Genomic DNA, 18,269 nt, shown 5'->3' with positions numbered 1-18,269 from the left:
AGAAAGACAAGCGTAATTAGTTAGATATATTCTGTCAAGTTTTCTGCGCTGTAAGATGTTTATTCCCGATTAGCAACTGGTGCTACTTCGCGTTTCAGGACAACTGTTTCACCATAGTTTAGGAGTCTTTCGATTGTTGCCAAACGATTTTCCCATACTTTAGCTTGATAAGGATTTTCCAAAGCATAGGGGCGTATCCAACTTCTAAATTGCAACTGAAAGTTTGTTAACGCGGCTCTAGCCACTGTTAAGCGACTAAGCGAAGGTTCTGCAGCAAGTTGCTTCAGGGCATTTTCTACATCTGCGGCTTGGACATTAAATAATGAAAGCGATCGCCCACTGAGTCGCAACTGATTATTTACGACAAGAAAGTTCCACTCTTGCTGCAAGCTATTGTAACGAGCTGCTGCGGTTTGGAAAGGCTGGCGATAGGGGACTGGTGTTTGGGTATTACCACCTTGAGTCTGCTGAAACAGTGTTTGTAACTCGTCACTCAAATTTTCTACAGCAAATAATGAATATCCACTGACGGGGAGATCTCTTGCTAGTTGAATTTGATCGACAGCTGTTGATACAGGTAAGTCAAGTAGACGAATTCCTGGTAGAAGTAATGTTGAACCTAACTTATTTGAAGTAATCCAAGGTTGGGCGAGACGCCCAAAGCGATACGTATCTAATGCATAAGTCATCGGGACAATCATGTCAACATCACCACGACTTGCCCATACTTCCCAGTGTTGTTGCAATTTTTGAATTCGCTCGTTTTCAGCAAGCGGAAATACTGCTGCAGATAAAATAATCTGAGGATGTTTGCGCCGCAAGTGCCCAGAAACTTCTGCCACAAAACTATCAACTTGCTGGGTACGAAATTGCGTCCACCTCTGCCACAAATTTGGTTGGCGGGGTGAAATTTGGACTGGATCGACTCCAGTTAATTGCTGGAATTTCTGCCTTGCTACTTTACCATAGCCATAGGTGCGCTCGGCTCCAGGGTCTTGGAAAGGATAGCGAATGTAATCTAGTTGTAAACCATCGACCTGATAGCGGCTGACAATTTCTTCAAACAGTCGTAGTAAATAGCTGCGGACTTCAGGATTTGCTGGATCTAAAAAGGGCTTTTCTTGACCAGGAGGAAATATACTTCCTCGGTTATCGTAACTCGCCCACTCAGGGTTAGCTGCAATTAATGGTCCTGGATAATCTACTGGTAGATTAACAATAGTATTGTGACGTTGGTTTCCTGCAGCAAAGACCCATACCCAAGCGTGTAACTCCATATCGCGCGCTTTAGCTAGCTTCACTGCACTAGCTAGAGGGTCCCATCCTTGAATTAACGGATTTTGTTGGGGTGCAACCTTACTTTGGTATATTGGATACCCTGCATTCACCGTTTCAAAAAAGACTGTATTAATTCCTGCAGCGGCGAGTTGGTCGAAAATTTTGGCTAATCCCTGTTCTGAACCCGCTCGTACAATGCTACCTCGATCTAACCACATCGCCCGAATTTCTGGTTGGGCAAGAGAGCGATCGCTTGGATAGTTTTGCCACAAAATTTGCTGTGCTTTGAGCCATTGATTGCGTGCAGCAACATAGTTGCCTTGCCGAACTAGCTGTGGTAGCGTCTTGGCAATTGCTTTTGCATCTGTTAGTGCTTGAGCTACAGCTCTAGACTCGACGGTAGGATTAGCTTTGATCCCGCTTTGAGCGTTAGCAGCTAGTTGAGCACTCTCAAACCGACCGATGAGATTTTGTAGTTCTTGTTGCAGAGCGATCGCTTCTACATTTGCGAGCCGATTATTACCATCGGGTGCTAGTAATCCTCTAGGCGCAATTCGTTCAATTTCTTCCTCTTGGCGGTTGACGGGTGGTGTTACTTTTGGTTGAGGGACGATTGCAGTAGGCTTTGGTGCAGGTGGTTGGAGTTGCGGCGGAGATATGGCAATTGCACTACCGTTACAGTTTTTTGGTGTTGTTGTTTGCGCATTTGATACAGGAACATAGCGACTCACTGCTGCGCGTAACCAAGCACTATCCATTGCTACTGGTGCGGCAGTATTGGTTCCCCACTGCCAGCCTAACACTGTAGAGCGTTCCGTTGTCACAACTGCTGAGGGAGTATCTTTCGATTGCCAAATTGCTGCGGGTTTACTTGTCAAACTTGCTGGAATCACAACTCCCCCACGAATCGTACCAGCAAGTCCTGGTTGACGCACCCAACTTTGGGTATTGATTCTCAAAGGTTGCACTTGCGAAGGCTGATTCAACTCAAAACCCCAGTAAGCGCCCAATAGCGAGCGCAATAGTTGACGTACTCCTGGTTGACTCATATTTCCTACAGGACCACTTGCAATAACTTTCCCGCCTTGGCTAATCCATTCTTCTAAAGCAATTGCTTGTGTTGGAGACAATGTAGCAACATTAGGTAAAAATACCACTGGGCGATCGCTTAAATCTGTTGCGTTTCTCACATTTTCTAAGTCAATCACACAATACGCAACTTTCGCTGCTTGCAATCGCTCAGTTATTCCCTGCCACTGCGCCGCATTCTCTTGGCTTTTTACAACTCCTAGGACGCTTGTATCTGCTGCTGTTGCAGGTTGTATTCTCACTAATGGCATCATGACTGATAAGCAGTATGAAGCTAATGGGAATAAGCATAATTTTATTTTTATCAACTTATATTTAGCCTGCTGCGGAGTGGATTCCAGGGCTACTGACCTTAATATAGACATTACTTAGTACAGATATTGATTAGTTCGTCTACTCCTCGGATTGGTACCACCGGTGTTTCCAGTTTACTAGCTAATTCTGCAATCGTCATGTCATCTAGAAAACACGTATCTCCCTGCTTCAACATCATCGATGGCAGTAAAATTTTTTCTCCTAAATCCTTTCCCTGTAAGCCTTGCAGTAAATCTTGACCGGTGAGTAACCCAGTTACAGTAATATTTTGTCCCCAATAATTGCTACATAAAGCAACCATATTTACCCGTAAACCTATGATTTGATTAAGTTGCTGTAAGATTGGTTGAAAAGCGTGTTCTACTGCATTACCGACAACCCAAGTAACGCTGCGGGGTGCAGAAACGCTCGCAGGAAGATTTAAAGATGCGATCGCAAACTCTTTTAAAAAAGCCCGAATTGAACCAACACCATTGTCAATTTGGGGATAATCTTCATAATGTGACTCCGGTGGAAGATCTGCTTGGGCAATTAAAAACCACTCATCAGCTAACCAAGCAAATGTCGAACCAAATGTAGTGCGAAACTTGTCTTGCAGCGATCGCACTTGCGCAATAACTTCTTGTGCTTTTGCTTGAGTCACTGGAATCAGTTCATCTTCTGCAGGGCGAAATCGTGTCAAACCCACAGGAACAACTGCAACAGAGGCAACAGCAGGTGTGTCTCCTTGATAAAATTTGGCGAGATCGAGTAGCGTTCGTTCCAGGTGAACTCCATCATTAATCCCTGGACAAACGACAACTTGAGCGTGAATTTGTAGCCGTCGTTGTTGAAACCACTCGATGTGTTGTAATATTTGTCCGGCACGCGGATTTTTTAATAGCCGAACTCTCACTTCAGGTTCAGTTGCATGCACAGATACGTATAATGGCGATAATCTTAATTGCTCGATGCGTTCCCATTCTCTGCGTGGCAAATTCGTTAAAGTTAAGTACGAGCCATATAAAAAGCTCAGACGGTAATCGTCATCCTTAAAATACAAGCTTTGCCTTTTACCAGGTGGCTGCTGATCGATAAAACAAAACGGACAGCGGTTATTACACTGAATCAAGTTATCGAATAAAGCATTCTCAAACTCTAAGCCTAAGTCTTCATCGTAGTCTTTTTCAATTTCAATTTGATGGCTTTTGCCAGCAGCGTCGAGAACTTCGAGTTCTAATACTTCATCCGCGCACAGAAATTGGTAATCGATTAAATCGCGGGGACGACTACCATTGATTGCTACAATTGCATCGCCAGGTTCAAAGCCAATCTCTGCGGCGATGGACTCCGGAAGCACTTTAGTTATTTTAGCAGGGCGAACAGCGTAACTCATAGAACAGAAGTGCAGACTACTAAGTATTTTGTAGTAGTCCAGTGCTAATTGCAGTAAGGATTGCTATTCCAAATGCTAACCTATACGCGACAAACACCCAGGTATTGTGAGTTTGTAAAAACCGTAACAACCAGGCGATCGCGGCATAGGAAAACACAGCAGCAGAGATGACACCAGTAACCAAGGGTAGTAACCCTGTATTTCCTAATCCTATCTCCAAAGCACCTTTAAGTTCCACTAATCCAGCTAAGGTAATTGCCGGAATACCCAATAAAAATGAAAATCGTGCAGCAGGTGCGCGATCTAATCCGGTGAAGAGTGCTGCAGTTAAGGTAGAACCAGAGCGAGAAACTCCAGGAATTAATGATAAAGATTGGGCTAAGCCTACCCAAAGACTATCTTGAAGCTTGAGGCTATTTAAATCGCGTTTGCGCTTTCCTACTTGCTCAGCAAGTCCTAGTAACAACGACAGTCCAATCGAGGTAAAGGCGATCGCAGCTAGACTCCTTACAGGTGAATTATCGTAATCTGGGATGAAAAATTTGATCAGTAGTCCAAAAAAAATGATAGGAATCGAGCCTAAAATAATTCCCAGTCCGAGACGGAAGTCATAAGAGTTATAGTTGTTTGTGGCGATCGCCTTGACTATTCCTGTGGTAATTTGCTTCAGGTCACTCCAAAAATACCACAACACCGCACTAATGCTACCTAACTGAATTATTGCTGTATAAGCAACACCTGGGTCGCCCCATCCTAAAACAACTGGTACTACTTTAAGATGTGCAGTACTACTGATCGGCAAAAACTCGGTTATCCCTTGTACCATACCGAGAAAAATACTTTGAAACACATCTATCTGTTGAATTTGTTGAGTGCTTGCAACTATCTCTGAAGTCGGTTGGCTGAACACTTTGCTTGGTAAGGTGACAACTGCGAATGCAGCTATACCTGTGCTTGCGCGTTTGAACCAGCGAGATAGGGATAATGCCATATGCCTAGTTTGTATACCAATGTCTCGTACAGCATAGCGGCAAATATCTCTCTGAACCAGATCTGCTAGTTATCTTTAAGAAATTCTTACTTTGGTTGGATGCCTTCTCTTGAACAGAGTAACTCACCTGGTAAAGTCACTAGCTAATCGCTTTAATCCAATTTAGATTATGATAAATATGCCCCCTGGGGGGATTAATGTTAGAATAAAGTCTAATAAGATTAAGTTAAGTAAAGAATCATAACAAATCATTGGTTAATCATACATTGTCCTCATACACTGCTTCAATCCCTACAGATAAACTTGGTTCGCGCCAAGCATGGTTAGTCTTTGCGGCTGCTGTGTTTTTAGTATCCGTACCAGTATTTATTGAAGCACCCCTCGTGCGATCGCTACCGAGCTTAAGTCTAGCTCTGACAGGCGTATGGATCGCAATCAGCTTATTTTTAATGTCACGCCCAGCAACTCATTTTTGGGGCGATCTGTTATTCGGATTTAGCTGGAGTTGGCTAGCAGGCTCTTTGTATTGGGGCTGGCTGCGCTGGGAACCTTTGTTACATTTACCTGTAGAAGCGATCGCATTGCCATTTGCCATTATTTGTATCCGGCGCAACTGGGGGCTAGTAGGTAGCTTTTTCTACCTTGGTTCTTTATTTGGAACTGTAGTTACAGATATATACTTTTATTTAGTTGATTTAATTCCTTATTGGCGACAGTTAATGCAGGTAGAGCCAACACTAGCTGCACCCATTCTACAAAGTGCCTTAGTGCAAGTTTACACTCCTTGGGGGCAACTGTGGGCACTGATCTTAGCAAGCGTTCTCCTAACAGTTGGTATTTTGCCCTTAATTAAGAAGCAACTGCATTTTTGGGCATTCAGCGGTGCTGTTTTAAGTACGATTTTGGTAGATATTCTCTTTTGGCTGGCTGCACTTGCGGCGTAATCTATTGGTGGAATGATTCTACAAAAGCTATGTAAAAAGTTAAATTCTCACCTCTCCAAGTATCAAGATCTACTTAATCCATGCAGCAAGTGATAGCTTCAGGATCAATAAAGCTATATATTAGTTTCTAAAGCCTGCTGTGTGTTGATTTCAGATTGATGGAAAGAGGTAGAAAAATCGTGAAACGATTGATACGTGTATTGACAATTTTGTTTTTGATAGTAGGGTGCATGGGATGGCTTGGTGTACCTCAACAAGCTATTGCTGCTGATTGGAGTAGTGTAACTCTACCCTCAGTAACAATTTTGGGAGTTGAAGCAGAACCAAGACGAGCAGATGATAAGCTAGCTACAGACTTTGGTAGAAAAATTGATTTAAACAATACCAACGTCAGAGCATTTCAACAATATCCAGGAATGTATCCTAATCTAGCCAAGAAAATTATCAAGAATGCTCCCTATGAAAATGTTGAGGATGTTTTAGAGATTGAGGGATTGAGCGATCGCCAAAAAGAACTCTTGCAAGCGAATCTAGACAAATTTACAGTGACAGAACCAGAAGCAGCTTTTGTTGAGGGCGACGATCGCGTTAACAACGGAATCTATCGATAACGTCTAAAACACGTTCTGCGAACAACCCACTCCTCTGGAGTGGGCTATTTTTATATAAGAAGGGTTGTTATTAGCTAATCGCTAATGACTCTATAAAATTTACTTCAAAAGTTTAACTTTGATTGCCTTGTCTCAAATAGATTTTCAAACTCAATTTGATGTCATAGTTGTAGGTGCTGGTGCTGCAGGGCTTTACACTACATTGTGTCTGCCAGAACATCTTCAAGTTGGCTTAATGACTAAAGATACTGTATCGCTTTCTGCTAGTGATTGGGCACAAGGCGGAATTGCAGCAGCGATCGCGCCGGATGATTCACCGTTACTACATATTGAAGACACTTTACAAGCAGGTGCGGGTTTATGCGATCGCTCCTCTGTAGAATTCATGGCAAAGATGGCACCAAGTTGCATACAATCTTTAGTCAAGCTGGGAGTTGCATTTGATCGCCGCGATCAGGATTTGGCTTTAACTTTAGAAGCCGCGCATTCTCGCCGTCGCGTACTTCATGCTGCTGATACGACAGGTAGAGAAGTGACAACAACACTCACAGCACAAGTGTTGCAGCGTCAAAATATTCAAGTGTTCCAGCAAGCGTATGCTTTAGATTTGTGGCTCGATTCCCAGCAACATTGTCAAGGAATTTGTTTGCTTTATCAAGGTTGTATTACCTGGGTAAAAGCAAAGGTTGTGGTTTTGGCAACCGGAGGTGGTGGACAAGTTTTCGCCCAAACAACGAATCCCGCAATCAGTACTGGAGATGGAGTCGCGATCGCTTGGCGGGCTGGCGCTTTACTGAGAGATTTGGAATTTGTGCAGTTTCATCCTACTGCTTTAACAAAAGCTGGTGCGCCCCGCTTTTTAATCAGCGAAGCTGTACGCGGTGAAGGTGCGCACTTAATTGATGCAATAGGACACCGTTTTGCGTTTGATTACCATCCTGCTGGAGAGTTAGCACCTAGGGACGTTGTGAGTCGTGCTATTTTTAATCACTTACAGCGTACTGCTGCTGATCCAGCAACTGCTCATGTCTGGTTAGATTTACGCCCAATCCCTCAAGAAACAATCTTGCATCGTTTCCCGAATATTATTCAAGTATGTCAGCAATGGGGAGTTGATGTATTTTCTGAACCCGTTCCTGTAGCGCCTGCAGCGCATTATTGGATGGGTGGAATTGTGACAGATTTGCATAACCAAACTTCAATTCCTAACTTATATGCTGTAGGCGAAACTGCAAGTACAGGAGTGCATGGCGCTAATCGTTTAGCAAGTAATTCACTACTTGAATGTATTGTTTTTGGCGCTCAGATGGCATATTTGAATGCGGAATTAGTGACTTCAGTTGAAGATAATAGTCATACTGATCCAACTATAGATATACCATTAGCGGAAAATGACTGGTTCTTGCAGCAACAACAATTAACAATGTGGCGTCAGGAATTACCGCGTTTAGTGTGGCAAAGTGCAGGAATATGTCGTGAAGCAAATAGATTAGAAGATGCGATCGCTCAAGTTGAAGCTTGGCAACATAAATTTGCTGCTTTACCATTAAGTCTGTTCTTACGTGATTTATCTGCAACACAGACAGCGATCGTCAATTCATCTGACACTGAACAGCAGTTGCGTTTGTGGGGAGAAACTCGGAACTTACTTGATGTAGCTTATCTTATTCTCAAAAGTGCCTCTTTTCGTACTGAAAGCCGTGGTGGACACTATCGCTTAGATTATCCTCAAACAGATCCCAACTGGCAATTTCATACCTTGATTAAAGAGGATAAATGGTACAAAAGCGATTAACTTAACAAAAAGCCAAGGACTATAGTGTTTACCTAGTCAAAACCTATCTTTATTTTCCTACACCAGCCTATCTTACCTGGTTCCGGAACCTTGAGTTCTAGTAGGCGCACCTTTTGGAGGTGGAACAAAATTAAAATTCACTGGTAGGTTAGGATTCACAGTCGGCGACTCTAGATCAGCCGCTGAAACAATTGTTACTGCTGGTACATGCTTGAGCAATTTTGTGTTAAAAATAATACTTAGAAAGTCATTTGTGCCTATCATGTCAAATAACTGTAATCCGACAACAAGTGTGGCAATAGTTTTAATTGTGAGATGAGTCGCCATACGTGCTAATGGATTGCTATTTAATTTAGTATTTCATATCTCTCCTAAAACTTCCGTACATTTACGTATTCGTCATAGTGAATTTACACAAGCTTATAAAATGGATATTTATCGTCAGTAAATTTACTAAAACGAGCTTCAAATAAAAAGAGATAGCATTACAAAGGTTTTCCGACTCCCTTCGGAGCTACCCAAGCAAAGTTTCAGGAGATTTGAATTAAAACTTCTTCAATTCAAAATTCAACATTCATAATTCAGAACTCCATAGAGTTGGACTTTGTTTATAGTGTGCGAACGAACTCGCACTCGCATTCATTTAAAAGGTTTATGGTATGGAGGCAACCAAATCTAAGCAAATTTGTAGCAGTTTTTACCCATCTGCTTGGCTTGATACATTGCTAGATCAGCTTGTTTCACTAAGGTTTCTTGTGTATCACCATTGAAGGGATAAAAGCTAATTCCAATACTGACAGTAATAATAATTGTCTGCCCGTTCAGATCGAATTTCTCAGAGAGAGTCGTCAAGATTTTTTCAGCAACAGCAGCAGCGTCGTGTGCCTTAGCAATCCCAGGAAGAATGACAGTAAATTCGTCGCCACCGAGTCGAGAAACAATGTCGCTACCACGCAGAGATGAAGTTAATCGTTGTGCTACTGTCACAAGTAAGCGATCGCCGCTGTCGTGCCCAAAAGTATCGTTGACTTGCTTGAACCCATCTAAGTCAATAAATAGCAAAGCTAGCGATAAATTATTACTTTTTGCCCATGCTAAAGACTGATTAAGATGGTCGTAAAATAGCTTACGATTAGGCAAACCTGTTAGTGAGTCGTGATAGGCAAGATAACGCAAACGATCTTGCGAATGTTGTAATTCAGTATTTGAGCGTAAAAGTTCTGCAGCAGTACGCTTGAGTTCTTCTTCGATGCGCTTACGTTCTGTAATATCGCGCATCACCCCAACTAAAAATAAATTACCAGCCGCGTCTTTGTGCAGTGATTTTTTCGTAGCAACAAGATGAGTGATACCTTCAGAATCAGTAAGTTCTTCTTCGTTTTCTATAGCACTTCCAATAGCAAAGACAATTTCATCATGTTGCCAAGAAACGTCAGCTTCATTTTGAGGCAGAAATTCATCGTCTGAGTGTTCCAGCAATTCTTCAAGTGGATAACCAATAAATTGACAAAACGCATCGTTTAACACAATCCATTGATGTTGTTGATTTTTGACGAAGACAGGATCGGGAATTGTATTAATGACTTCTTGTAAAAATTCTTTAGAACGTTGTAACCCCTCTTGTTGATAAGCAATATGACTTGCGATCGCTACTGCACAACCATAAATACCCAGTAGTGGCGGAACAATAGGTATCCACCAACCATCAAGAAAAGCTACGTAGGCTATGCCCATAAGTAGCCCGCTTGTCATTGCAATAGTCAAGATAAATTTAGTTGGTTTGCGCAAGCGCCAACTGAGTGATGCGCCGAGTAAAGTCCAAGCAAAAATCCATAAGCTTTCTGTTACCTTTGACCAAACTTGAATGACTGGACGTCCAACCAGTGCTGCATCAAGAATTTGACTGACAATGTTAGCTTGCAACTCTACGCCTGTAATTGGTTGCGCTGCTGTTGTTGGTAACCTAGTACTGTAAGGAACGAAAAAAAAGTCTTTTAGACTAGGTGCTGTAGAACCAATCAGAACAATGCGATCGCGAAACGCCTCAGCTGGCACTTTGTTCGTTAGCACTTCACTTAGCGATACTGTGCGAAAACTGTTTTGGATATGACGAAAATTAGAGATGATTTGATAGCCGCCATCATCAGCTTGTGCGTAACCACCATCATTGCGCTTAAAGCAGGGGAGTACACTTTGACCAAGTTGTAAATAATTGGGATTTTGTGCTGGTTGGGGAAAAATTCCTTCAGATGCTAAGTAACCCAAAGCAAGCTTGAGAGCAAAACTTTCATGAGTTTTATTTTGTGTTGTCCAATAAAGTAAACTACGGCGCACTTTTCCATCAGCATCAAGGATAACGTTATTAAAACCGACACGTTGCTGATTTAGAATTGGTGGGGGTAATACTGCGGCGCTGTGCTGATCTTCTAGTTTTTCAATACCGATCAGGTTGGGAAGTGATTTGTATACTTGTTGCAGGTGTTTGTGTCCAGGTTCTACTGGCAAATCTCGATACAAATCTAAACCAATCATGCGAGGTTGGTGGCGGTGCAATTGCTGCAATAGCTGTGCAATTAATGTGTCTGGTAACGGCCACTGCCCGATAAACTGAAGATCTGCTTCTTCAATAGCAACGATTATAATTCGTTCGTCTACAGGTTCTGGCGGGCGTAAACGAAAAAATTGATCGAAAGCCGCCCACTCTAAAGATTGGATAATTCCAAAGTAACGTGATAATAAGATGCAACTAGCAACACTCAATGCTGTAAGCCACACCCGCCGACTATTGTGTGTGTGTTGTTCTCTAAATAGCCTTTTTTTCAGCCCCTTGCTGTCATCTCTAGTTTTGCCCATGCCTCAGATGCCCAACCTTCGCTAATGCTAGATTTCCCATAAAGGCGAGGAATCATTACAAAGGCAAAAATATTTTGCATAGATTAGGTTGAGAAATCGACAGCTAGGTAAAAAAGACTAGCTTCTTTCGGGTAGGTAGTCTCAAAATCATACCTACTAACAATTCATTATGAGGGAGAGTATCGAAAATTTTGTGAACCTTTGTAGCCAGAAAGTTCTGCTAACTCTTGTAAAGATCTTAAACCTGGATACAATTGACCGTTAATTTCCCAAGTTGGGAAGCTTTGAATACCTGCCGTTTGACAAAGATCAGGACGTGCGTTTTGACCGTCTGCAGCACATTCAATGTGATTGATTTCGGCGTAGGCTTGTTGTCCAAAAAGCTCCTTTTGTTCGTGACAGTGGGGACACCACCAAGCTACAAATTCCCTAGCACCAATTTGATTTAGGTGACGCGCTAAAGCAATCTCAGCTTCTCCGGAGGTCGTGGTAATTTGCCAGCCAACACCTGGTGTTGGTGCTGTCGTTGGACTTAAACTTGTGCTTGATTGTCCTGGAGTTGTTGCTGTTGGTTGGTTGATTCCTGCGTAGATACCAAGAGTACCAATTAAGGTGATCATACCGACAACGATCGCTGTGAAGAAAATTTGTCCAATGTCCTCCCACGCACGACCAACGACGGTCAGAACCAGTAGGCTAACCGAGAAGATTGCCGAGGCAATACAGTAAATACACGTCGCTTGAATTTGTGAAAAAAGTAGATACATTAAGTAGCCACTAAAGACTGTCATGGCGATCGCACCAGCCAATAGTAGCAACCAAGTCCAATTCTCTACTTGGGAACGCAGTTCTTTCTTTCGTCCTGGATTAATACCCAAAGGTGCCAAAGCAAAAGCTGTCATACTGGCATAAGCCAAAAAGCCAAACAAGGCTAGTGGTAGTCCAAAAACTGTCGCATAAGGGCTAGAAAGGACAAGATCGCAGTTACCCGCAGGGCAAGCAGTGGAACTTTGGGTAAATTTTACTATGGTTAAGTACGCGGTGGTTATTGCACCTAACAGCGCGATCGCTGCAATTAGCGGACGGGACCATCGATGAATCCAAGGAATACGTCGGCGACTCATGGTTAGTGGCTAGTAGTGATATGTTTTCATCCTAAAACTGTTTTATTGCCTCAGTTTTATTTTGACAAGTTTAAATTAGCATTGTGGCATACTGCTAACTTCTAATTTCTGAACCTTGGTCTTTGATTTCTATCTGGTCTTCAATGAGCTTCTGCTTGCTACTCCTTGCAGCCTCTACAAATTGGTTAACACGAATTGGATCAATTGTTTGCTCGCGGCGACCGTGACGTTTCAGCGATGAGGAGACAATGACGCCATCTGCAGCTTGCATGAGTATGGAAATATTTTCCCAACTAGCACCACTCCCAATCAAAACTGGCGTGTCGTGGGCGGCAGCTTTCGCGAGTTCTAAATCTTGTAAATCTGGCGGGCTACCTGTTGCCCAACCTGACAAAATAACAGCGTCAGCCAAACCGCGCTCAATAGTGTCTTGTACCGCAACCGTTAGATTAGGAGAACTTAGAGGTCGTGCGTGTTTGACAAGCACATCCGCAAAAATTTTGACGTCGCTGCCAATTTCGCGACGATAACGTAGCAATTGGTGTGCTTGCCCCTCAATTAATCCTTGATCAGTTGCCATGACACCAGTCAACACATTGACACGAATAAATTGTGCTTTGACGACTGTGGCGATCGCTAAGGCACTGTGAGCATCATTACGTAAGACATTTACCCCGATTGGAACAGCCACAAGATGCATCAGTCGTTGAATCACTACTGTCATAGCACTAACAACAGCAGGATCTACTTGGTTCTTCGTGAACGGCGCGTCGAAGAAGTTTTCGATGATGATACCATCAACACCGCCACTCGCAAGCGCTGTTGCTTCTTGTTCGGCACGGTCAATCACTGCTTTGAGGTTTCCACCCCAGCCAGGTGCAGTGGGTAACGGCAGTAAATGAACTACGCCTATGATTGGGTTAGGAGTTTTAAATAGCTGCTTTAAGTCCACTTCTTCTCCACTACAGACGCTTCAGCTTGAGCGCAGTTAAACAAAGCAACTTAAATAGTATACGCAGCGATGACATAATTTATCCTTTATTGAAGTTAGCAGCACAGTATTCATAAGATATGTTAAGATACTATTCAGGTGAACAGGAGCTTGCCACTCCAACACCAGGGTAGGTAACAACTATTGTTCCTACAAATAAAACAATGCACAGGGCAAAGTAGGGTAGCTTAATACCAGTTTAACAATTGGTATTTCTTTAAGTTTAAAATTAAGAAATTTAAACGTAATTCGGTTTTATCCTCTCAGCCCAGCAAAGAAACGGCATTACAATCCATTGTTAGCGCTGGTGGAGTAAGCTGATGAATCTGTGTTTTTAAAGCAGTAAAATCCGCTAGCGATATTTTAGACTGCTAAACACAAGTAACTTACTCTATGGTTGATAAGCCAACAATTGCGATTTCTCATTTGGGCTGCGAGAAAAACCGAATCGATACGGAACACATGCTAGGGCTTCTAGTTGAAGCTGGTTATGGTGTAGATACAAACGAAGAACTAGCAGATTATGTCATAGTAAATACCTGCAGCTTTATTCAAGCCGCGCGGGAAGAATCTGTACGAACTTTGGTAGAACTAGCAGACGCTGGAAAAAAAATTGTAATTGCGGGCTGTATGGCACAGCACTTCCAGCAAGAACTCATGGAAGAGTTGCCTGAAGCAGTAGCAGTGGTAGGAACAGGTGACTATCACAAAATAGTCAACGTGATTCACCGAGTAGAAGAAGGAGAAAGAGTTCAAGAAGTAACTGCAGAACCAACTTATATTGCTGATGAGACAACGCCACGCTACCGAACAACAACTGAAGGTGTAGCTTACCTGCGTGTTGCGGAAGGATGTGACTACCGCTGCGCGTTTTGTATTATTCCGCATTTGCGAGGAAATCAGCGATCGCGCTCGATTGAATCAATTGTGGCAGAAGCAGAACAATTAGCGGCGCAAGGAGTGCAGGAAATTATCTTAATTTCGCAAATTACGACAAACTATGGTGTCGATCTTTATGGAGAGCCGCGCTTAGCGGAACTCTTACAGGCATTAGGTAAAGTCAATATTCCTTGGATTCGGATGCACTATGCCTATCCTACAGGACTGACGCCAAAAGTCATTGAGGCAATTCAAGCAACACCTAATGTTCTACCTTATTTAGATTTACCATTACAGCACTCACATCCAGAAATTCTGCGAGCCATGAACCGTCCTTGGCAAGGGCGAGTTAACGATGGAATTATCGAACGCATTAAGCAAGCAATTCCGCAGGCGGTGCTAAGAACAACATTTATCGTTGGATTTCCTGGAGAGACTGACGAACACTTTGAGCATCTACAGCAGTTTGTTCAGCGTCACGAATTCGACCACGTAGGAGTATTTACATTCTCTCCAGAAGAAGGAACTCCGGCGTATAGTTTGCCAAATCAGTTACCACAGGAAGTCATGGAAGCACGACGCGATGCGGTAATGGAAATTCAGCAGCCGATTTCATGGCGTAAGAATCAACAGGAAGTCGGCAAAGTAATAGACGTGCTGATTGAGCAAGAAAATCCAGAAACTGGGGATTTAGTAGGACGTTCTACCCGCTTCTCTCCAGAAGTCGATGGTTTAGTTTACGTTCAGGGTGCAGCGCGGCTAGGTTCTCTGGTACCAGTCAAGATTACCGACGCCGATATTTACGACCTTTACGGTCAGATAGCCATTAATAACTAATTAGTGGCTCGTTGAAAGCGAAACACAATACATATTAGGAGACTAGATGAATTTTTCCTTTGAAAGCTTGGGTCTTTCAGAAACACGTATTAAACATTTAGAAAAAGTTGGATTTACAACAGCAACAAATATTCAAGCGCAAGCGATTCCCCACTTACTAGCAGGGCGCGATGTTGTGGGACAATCTCAAACTGGTACCGGAAAAACAGCCGCATTTTCTTTGCCGATTCTAGAGCGTATCGATCCCCACCAAAAATCAGTGCAGGCTTTGATCCTGACACCAACACGAGAGTTAGCGGTGCAGGTAAAAGAAGCAATTTCGAGCTTTATTGGCGATCAAAATGTCCGCGTAGCAGCAATTTACGGTGGTCAATCAATTGACCGACAAATGTTGCAATTAAAGCGCGGTGTCCAAATTGTTGTTGGTACACCTGGACGAGTCATTGATCTGATCAACCGAGGTAGCCTACAGCTCAATCAAATCAATTGGATGGTATTAGATGAAGCCGATGAAATGCTAAGCATGGGCTTTATTGACGACGTCGAAAGGATTTTACAGACTGCACCCACAGAACGGCAAACAGCGTTGTTCTCCGCAACGATGCCATCAACAATTCGGCAATTAGTAACGAAGTTTTTGCGATCGCCTGTAACAGTCACAGTCGAACAACCAAAGGCTGCTCCAACACGCATCAATCAAGTTGCATATTTGATCCCGCGTCATTGGAGTAAAGCACGAGCATTACAGCCCATTTTGGCACTGGAAGATCCTGAATCAGCATTGATCTTTGTGCGTACTAGAAAGACAGCGGCTGAACTAACTAATCAATTGCAAGCTGCAGGTTACAGCGCAGATGAGTACCACGGCGATCTCACTCAGCAAGCGCGAGAAAGACTATTAATGCGCTTTCGTAACAAGCAAGTCCGCTGGGTCATTGCTACAGATATTGCGGCGCGTGGCTTGGATGTAGAAGATTTAACGCACGTTATCAACTACGATTTACCTGATAGTGTTGAAACGTATGTGCATCGCATCGGGCGTACTGGACGTGCAGGTAAAGAAGGAACCGCAATTGCACTGGTACAACCGTTTGAACGGCGTAAGCAGCAACTCATTGAACGGCACGTTCGCCAAAGTTGGAAAGTGCTTTCGATTCCTACACGGGCGCAAATTGAAGGACGTCATCTAGAAAAGCTGCAAACTCAAGTACAAGAGGTGCTCTCGGGAGAACGTCTAGCTTCTTTCTTGCCAATTGTGCGCGATCTCAGTAATGAGTATGACGTACATGCGATCGCCGCAGCAGCATTACAGATGGCATATGATTCAACTCGTCCCGCTTGGATGCAGTCAGAAGGCGGAACAATTGAACCCGAAAAACAAAGTACACCAAAACCGATTTTGCGATCGCCACGTTCGCAATCAGTCTCAAAAAATAGCTAAATTCTAGTAAATCTGAGAAATTAGCTTTTTGACAAGTTGACAATAGTCTGGATAATCTGGATTCTGGATTAACCAGGCTTCTTCTTTGCTAGCTTTAGGTCAAAAAAAGTCAATAAAATTGCAGTTCTTACTAAGTAAGACAAACTAAGTACGAACATAGTCCAACTAAGTGCAGCTAAAATTACACCACTGTAAAGTGGATGGCGCACAATACCATAAACGCCAGTTTGCACTAATTGTCCATTATTTTTAGGATATGGTAATGGAGTAAGACTATCACCTAGATCCCACAAGCCTTTGAAAAGAAAAACAGCAGCAACTAATCCTATTCCAAAGGCTATAACCTACACAAAGTAGATTAATTTACTTGATTCGCCAAGCATGGCAGGTTGGTAAATAGGTAATACAACACAACTCAATAAAAAAGCTTGGGCGAGTACCCAGTATTCACCATGTTAATTACTGCGCCATCCTGCACGAGTGAAGCCCCAATCGGTTAAAAGTTTCATCGTTGCGAAGAAAATTCTGTAGGGAAAGACGACTGCTTTCCCTATGCTACGTACTCGGCTTATCGCCAGGAACGACTCGCTAAGTCTAATTGCCCAAATTCATCGTCGCTGAGTTTCCAGCCTAAAGCACCAGCGTTTTGTTTGACTTGTGCGGCTGTTTTTGCTCCAGCAATAGGGATAACATTACCTTGGGTAATTAACCAGTTGAGCGCAACTTGAGCAGGAGTGCGATCGCGTTTTGCACCAATTTGTCGCAGTAATGATAATACTGGTTCTATTTTTCGCAAACCGTCTTTACTAAAACGCGGATCAATTCTGCGCGCGCCAGTAGGAGTTTCAGAGTTGTCTGCTGAGTATTTACCTGTGAGTAAGCCTTGTGCCAACGGGCTATACGCTAGAATTGTGATCCCCAACTCTTTTGCGGTATCCAAAATACCATTCGTCTCAATTTGCCGTGTCATTAGTGAATAGCGTACTTGATTCACCGCTAAACGTACGCCGCGTCTAGCAAGTAACTCGTGGGCTTCGCGCATTTGTTCGGCTGAGTAGTTACTGACACCTATAGCTTCAATTCTGCCACGTTGCACTTCATCAGCCAAAGTGTTCATTAGTGTTTCTTGACTGAGTAAGAAAGTAAAAGGCCAATGCACTTGATACAGCGGTACTTTTTGTAGTTGCAGGCGTTTTAAGCTATCAGTTAGAGCATCCGAGACTGATTGACCTGTAAATCTCCAAGGAAAAGGACCAAATTTAGTCGCAATCTGTACTGATTGCGTTGTCTGCTGCATAAATTGCGCTAAAAACTCTTCTGACTGCCCAAATCCGTAAATCTCAGCAGTATCAAAGAAGGTTATTCCAGCTTCTAACGCGGCTTTGAAAGCTTCTCGTAGTTGATTGACATCGTAGTCACTACCATAATTCCAAAAGAGTTTATCGCCCCAAGCCCATGTACCAATACATAGGGGTGTCACTGCTGAACCATCTTGTCCTAATCTAATTGTTTCCACCTATTGCTACCACTTCTTTACACTTCTTTATATTCTTCTAGTGTATCGTTGTGGATTGCGGCTGTCTGTGTCTGTAGGCTATTAAACAGTGTTTTATATCTTAGGACTTACGTAATAGGTAACTACGAAAACGAGCATTTTAATCGCTTTTTAGGTCACTTTCTCTGCTTGACAATATGAAGAGCGAATAACTCGCTTTTTAACGATACCAATCGACTTGATGCAAGCTA

Annotated in this window: 14 protein-coding genes; 5 read left to right on the top strand and 9 right to left on the bottom strand. The window is 43.0% G+C overall.

Features of this window, described 5'->3' with window-relative positions; translation table 11 throughout:
* Nucleotides 1–59: 59 nt before the first annotated feature.
* The 3 genes from CSQ79_RS23275 to CSQ79_RS23265 form a co-directional block, all read right to left on the bottom strand.
* Nucleotides 60–2,621 (bottom strand): family 10 glycosylhydrolase, encoded by a 2,562-nt coding sequence (locus CSQ79_RS23275; RefSeq protein ID WP_289501478.1) that lies wholly within the window; start codon nt 2,619–2,621, stop codon nt 60–62.
* A gap of 110 nt (nt 2,622–2,731) precedes the next feature.
* The gene (locus CSQ79_RS23270; RefSeq protein ID WP_099703492.1) at nt 2,732–4,057 is read right to left on the bottom strand and encodes a TIGR03279 family radical SAM protein; all 1,326 of its coding nucleotides are present in this window, start codon (nt 4,055–4,057) and stop codon (nt 2,732–2,734) included.
* A gap of 19 nt (nt 4,058–4,076) precedes the next feature.
* Entirely contained in the window at nt 4,077–5,048 is a 972-nt protein-coding gene (locus CSQ79_RS23265; RefSeq protein ID WP_099703491.1) for an undecaprenyl-diphosphate phosphatase, read from the bottom strand.
* 251 nt (nt 5,049–5,299) lie between these two features.
* On the opposite strand from CSQ79_RS23265, the gene CSQ79_RS23260 reads away from it, so the two are divergent.
* The 3 genes from CSQ79_RS23260 (at nt 5,300) to nadB (ending at nt 8,398) form a co-directional block, all read left to right on the top strand.
* Complete coding sequence (locus tag CSQ79_RS23260; RefSeq protein ID WP_099703490.1) at nt 5,300–5,992, top strand: DUF3120 domain-containing protein; 693 nt, start codon at nt 5,300–5,302, stop codon at nt 5,990–5,992.
* A 179-nt stretch (nt 5,993–6,171) separates the two neighbouring features.
* Complete coding sequence (psbU, locus tag CSQ79_RS23255) at nt 6,172–6,603, top strand: photosystem II complex extrinsic protein PsbU (RefSeq protein WP_289501476.1); 432 nt, start codon at nt 6,172–6,174, stop codon at nt 6,601–6,603.
* 127 nt (nt 6,604–6,730) lie between these two features.
* A complete protein-coding gene (gene nadB / locus CSQ79_RS23250) occupies nt 6,731–8,398 on the top strand; it encodes an L-aspartate oxidase (RefSeq protein WP_099703523.1) in 1,668 nt (555 codons plus the stop codon).
* Between the two features lie 72 nt (nt 8,399–8,470).
* Here nadB and CSQ79_RS23245 read toward each other — a convergent pair whose 3' ends face one another.
* The 4 genes from CSQ79_RS23245 to btpA all read right to left on the bottom strand — a co-directional run bounded on the left by CSQ79_RS23245 (nt 8,471) and on the right by btpA (nt 13,327).
* Nucleotides 8,471–8,725, bottom strand: coding sequence for a hypothetical protein (locus CSQ79_RS23245; protein ID WP_099703488.1), 255 nt, complete (start codon nt 8,723–8,725; stop codon nt 8,471–8,473).
* A 348-nt stretch (nt 8,726–9,073) separates the two neighbouring features.
* Nucleotides 9,074–11,251 carry a CHASE2 domain-containing protein gene (locus CSQ79_RS23240; protein WP_099703487.1) on the bottom strand — a complete coding sequence of 726 codons (2,178 nt, stop codon included), beginning with the start codon at nt 11,249–11,251 and terminating at the stop codon, nt 9,074–9,076.
* Between the two features lie 167 nt (nt 11,252–11,418).
* Nucleotides 11,419–12,375 (bottom strand): vitamin K epoxide reductase family protein, encoded by a 957-nt coding sequence (locus tag CSQ79_RS23235; protein ID WP_099703486.1) that lies wholly within the window; start codon nt 12,373–12,375, stop codon nt 11,419–11,421.
* A 94-nt stretch (nt 12,376–12,469) separates the two neighbouring features.
* Nucleotides 12,470–13,327 (bottom strand): photosystem I biogenesis protein BtpA, encoded by an 858-nt coding sequence (gene btpA / locus CSQ79_RS23230; protein ID WP_099703485.1) that lies wholly within the window; start codon nt 13,325–13,327, stop codon nt 12,470–12,472.
* Between the two features lie 432 nt (nt 13,328–13,759).
* Between btpA and rimO the strand changes: the two genes are divergently transcribed.
* Nucleotides 13,760–15,082: a 30S ribosomal protein S12 methylthiotransferase RimO gene (gene rimO / locus CSQ79_RS23225; protein ID WP_099703484.1), complete on the top strand. Its 1,323-nt coding sequence runs from the start codon at nt 13,760–13,762 to the stop codon at nt 15,080–15,082.
* A 46-nt stretch (nt 15,083–15,128) separates the two neighbouring features.
* Nucleotides 15,129–16,523, top strand: coding sequence for a DEAD/DEAH box helicase (locus tag CSQ79_RS23220; protein WP_099703483.1), 1,395 nt, complete (start codon nt 15,129–15,131; stop codon nt 16,521–16,523).
* A gap of 68 nt (nt 16,524–16,591) precedes the next feature.
* Here the strand turns inward: CSQ79_RS23220 and CSQ79_RS28705 are convergent, their stop codons facing one another.
* The gene (locus CSQ79_RS28705; RefSeq protein WP_354000928.1) at nt 16,592–16,816 is read right to left on the bottom strand and encodes a methyltransferase family protein; all 225 of its coding nucleotides are present in this window, start codon (nt 16,814–16,816) and stop codon (nt 16,592–16,594) included.
* 275 nt (nt 16,817–17,091) lie between these two features.
* On the bottom strand, nt 17,092–18,039 hold the full coding sequence (locus CSQ79_RS23210; RefSeq protein WP_099703482.1) for an aldo/keto reductase: 948 nt from the start codon (nt 18,037–18,039) through the stop codon (nt 17,092–17,094).
* Nucleotides 18,040–18,269: the final 230 nt, after the last annotated feature.

The sequence above is a fragment of the Gloeocapsopsis sp. IPPAS B-1203 genome (assembly GCF_002749975.1).
Lineage (GTDB): Bacteria > Cyanobacteriota > Cyanobacteriia > Cyanobacteriales > Chroococcidiopsidaceae > Gloeocapsopsis.
Note: the sequence above shows the minus strand (reverse complement) of the source record. Positions and strands in the feature narration are given on the sequence as shown.

Bases quoted from the DNA above. Each gene is read 5' to 3' on its own strand.
- CSQ79_RS23220 (WP_099703483.1), top strand. From the start codon at position 15,129: ATGAATTTTTCCTTTGAAAGCTTGGGTCTTTCAGAAACACGTATTAAA.
- CSQ79_RS23265 (WP_099703491.1), bottom strand. From the start codon at position 5,048: ATGGCATTATCCCTATCTCGCTGGTTCAAACGCGCAAGCACAGGTATA.
- rimO (WP_099703484.1), top strand. From the start codon at position 13,760: ATGGTTGATAAGCCAACAATTGCGATTTCTCATTTGGGCTGCGAGAAA.
- CSQ79_RS23235 (WP_099703486.1), bottom strand. From the start codon at position 12,375: ATGAGTCGCCGACGTATTCCTTGGATTCATCGATGGTCCCGTCCGCTA.
- CSQ79_RS23240 (WP_099703487.1), bottom strand. From the start codon at position 11,251: ATGGGCAAAACTAGAGATGACAGCAAGGGGCTGAAAAAAAGGCTATTT.
- CSQ79_RS23275 (WP_289501478.1), bottom strand. From the start codon at position 2,621: ATGATGCCATTAGTGAGAATACAACCTGCAACAGCAGCAGATACAAGC.
- CSQ79_RS23270 (WP_099703492.1), bottom strand. From the start codon at position 4,057: ATGAGTTACGCTGTTCGCCCTGCTAAAATAACTAAAGTGCTTCCGGAG.
- CSQ79_RS23245 (WP_099703488.1), bottom strand. From the start codon at position 8,725: ATGGCGACTCATCTCACAATTAAAACTATTGCCACACTTGTTGTCGGA.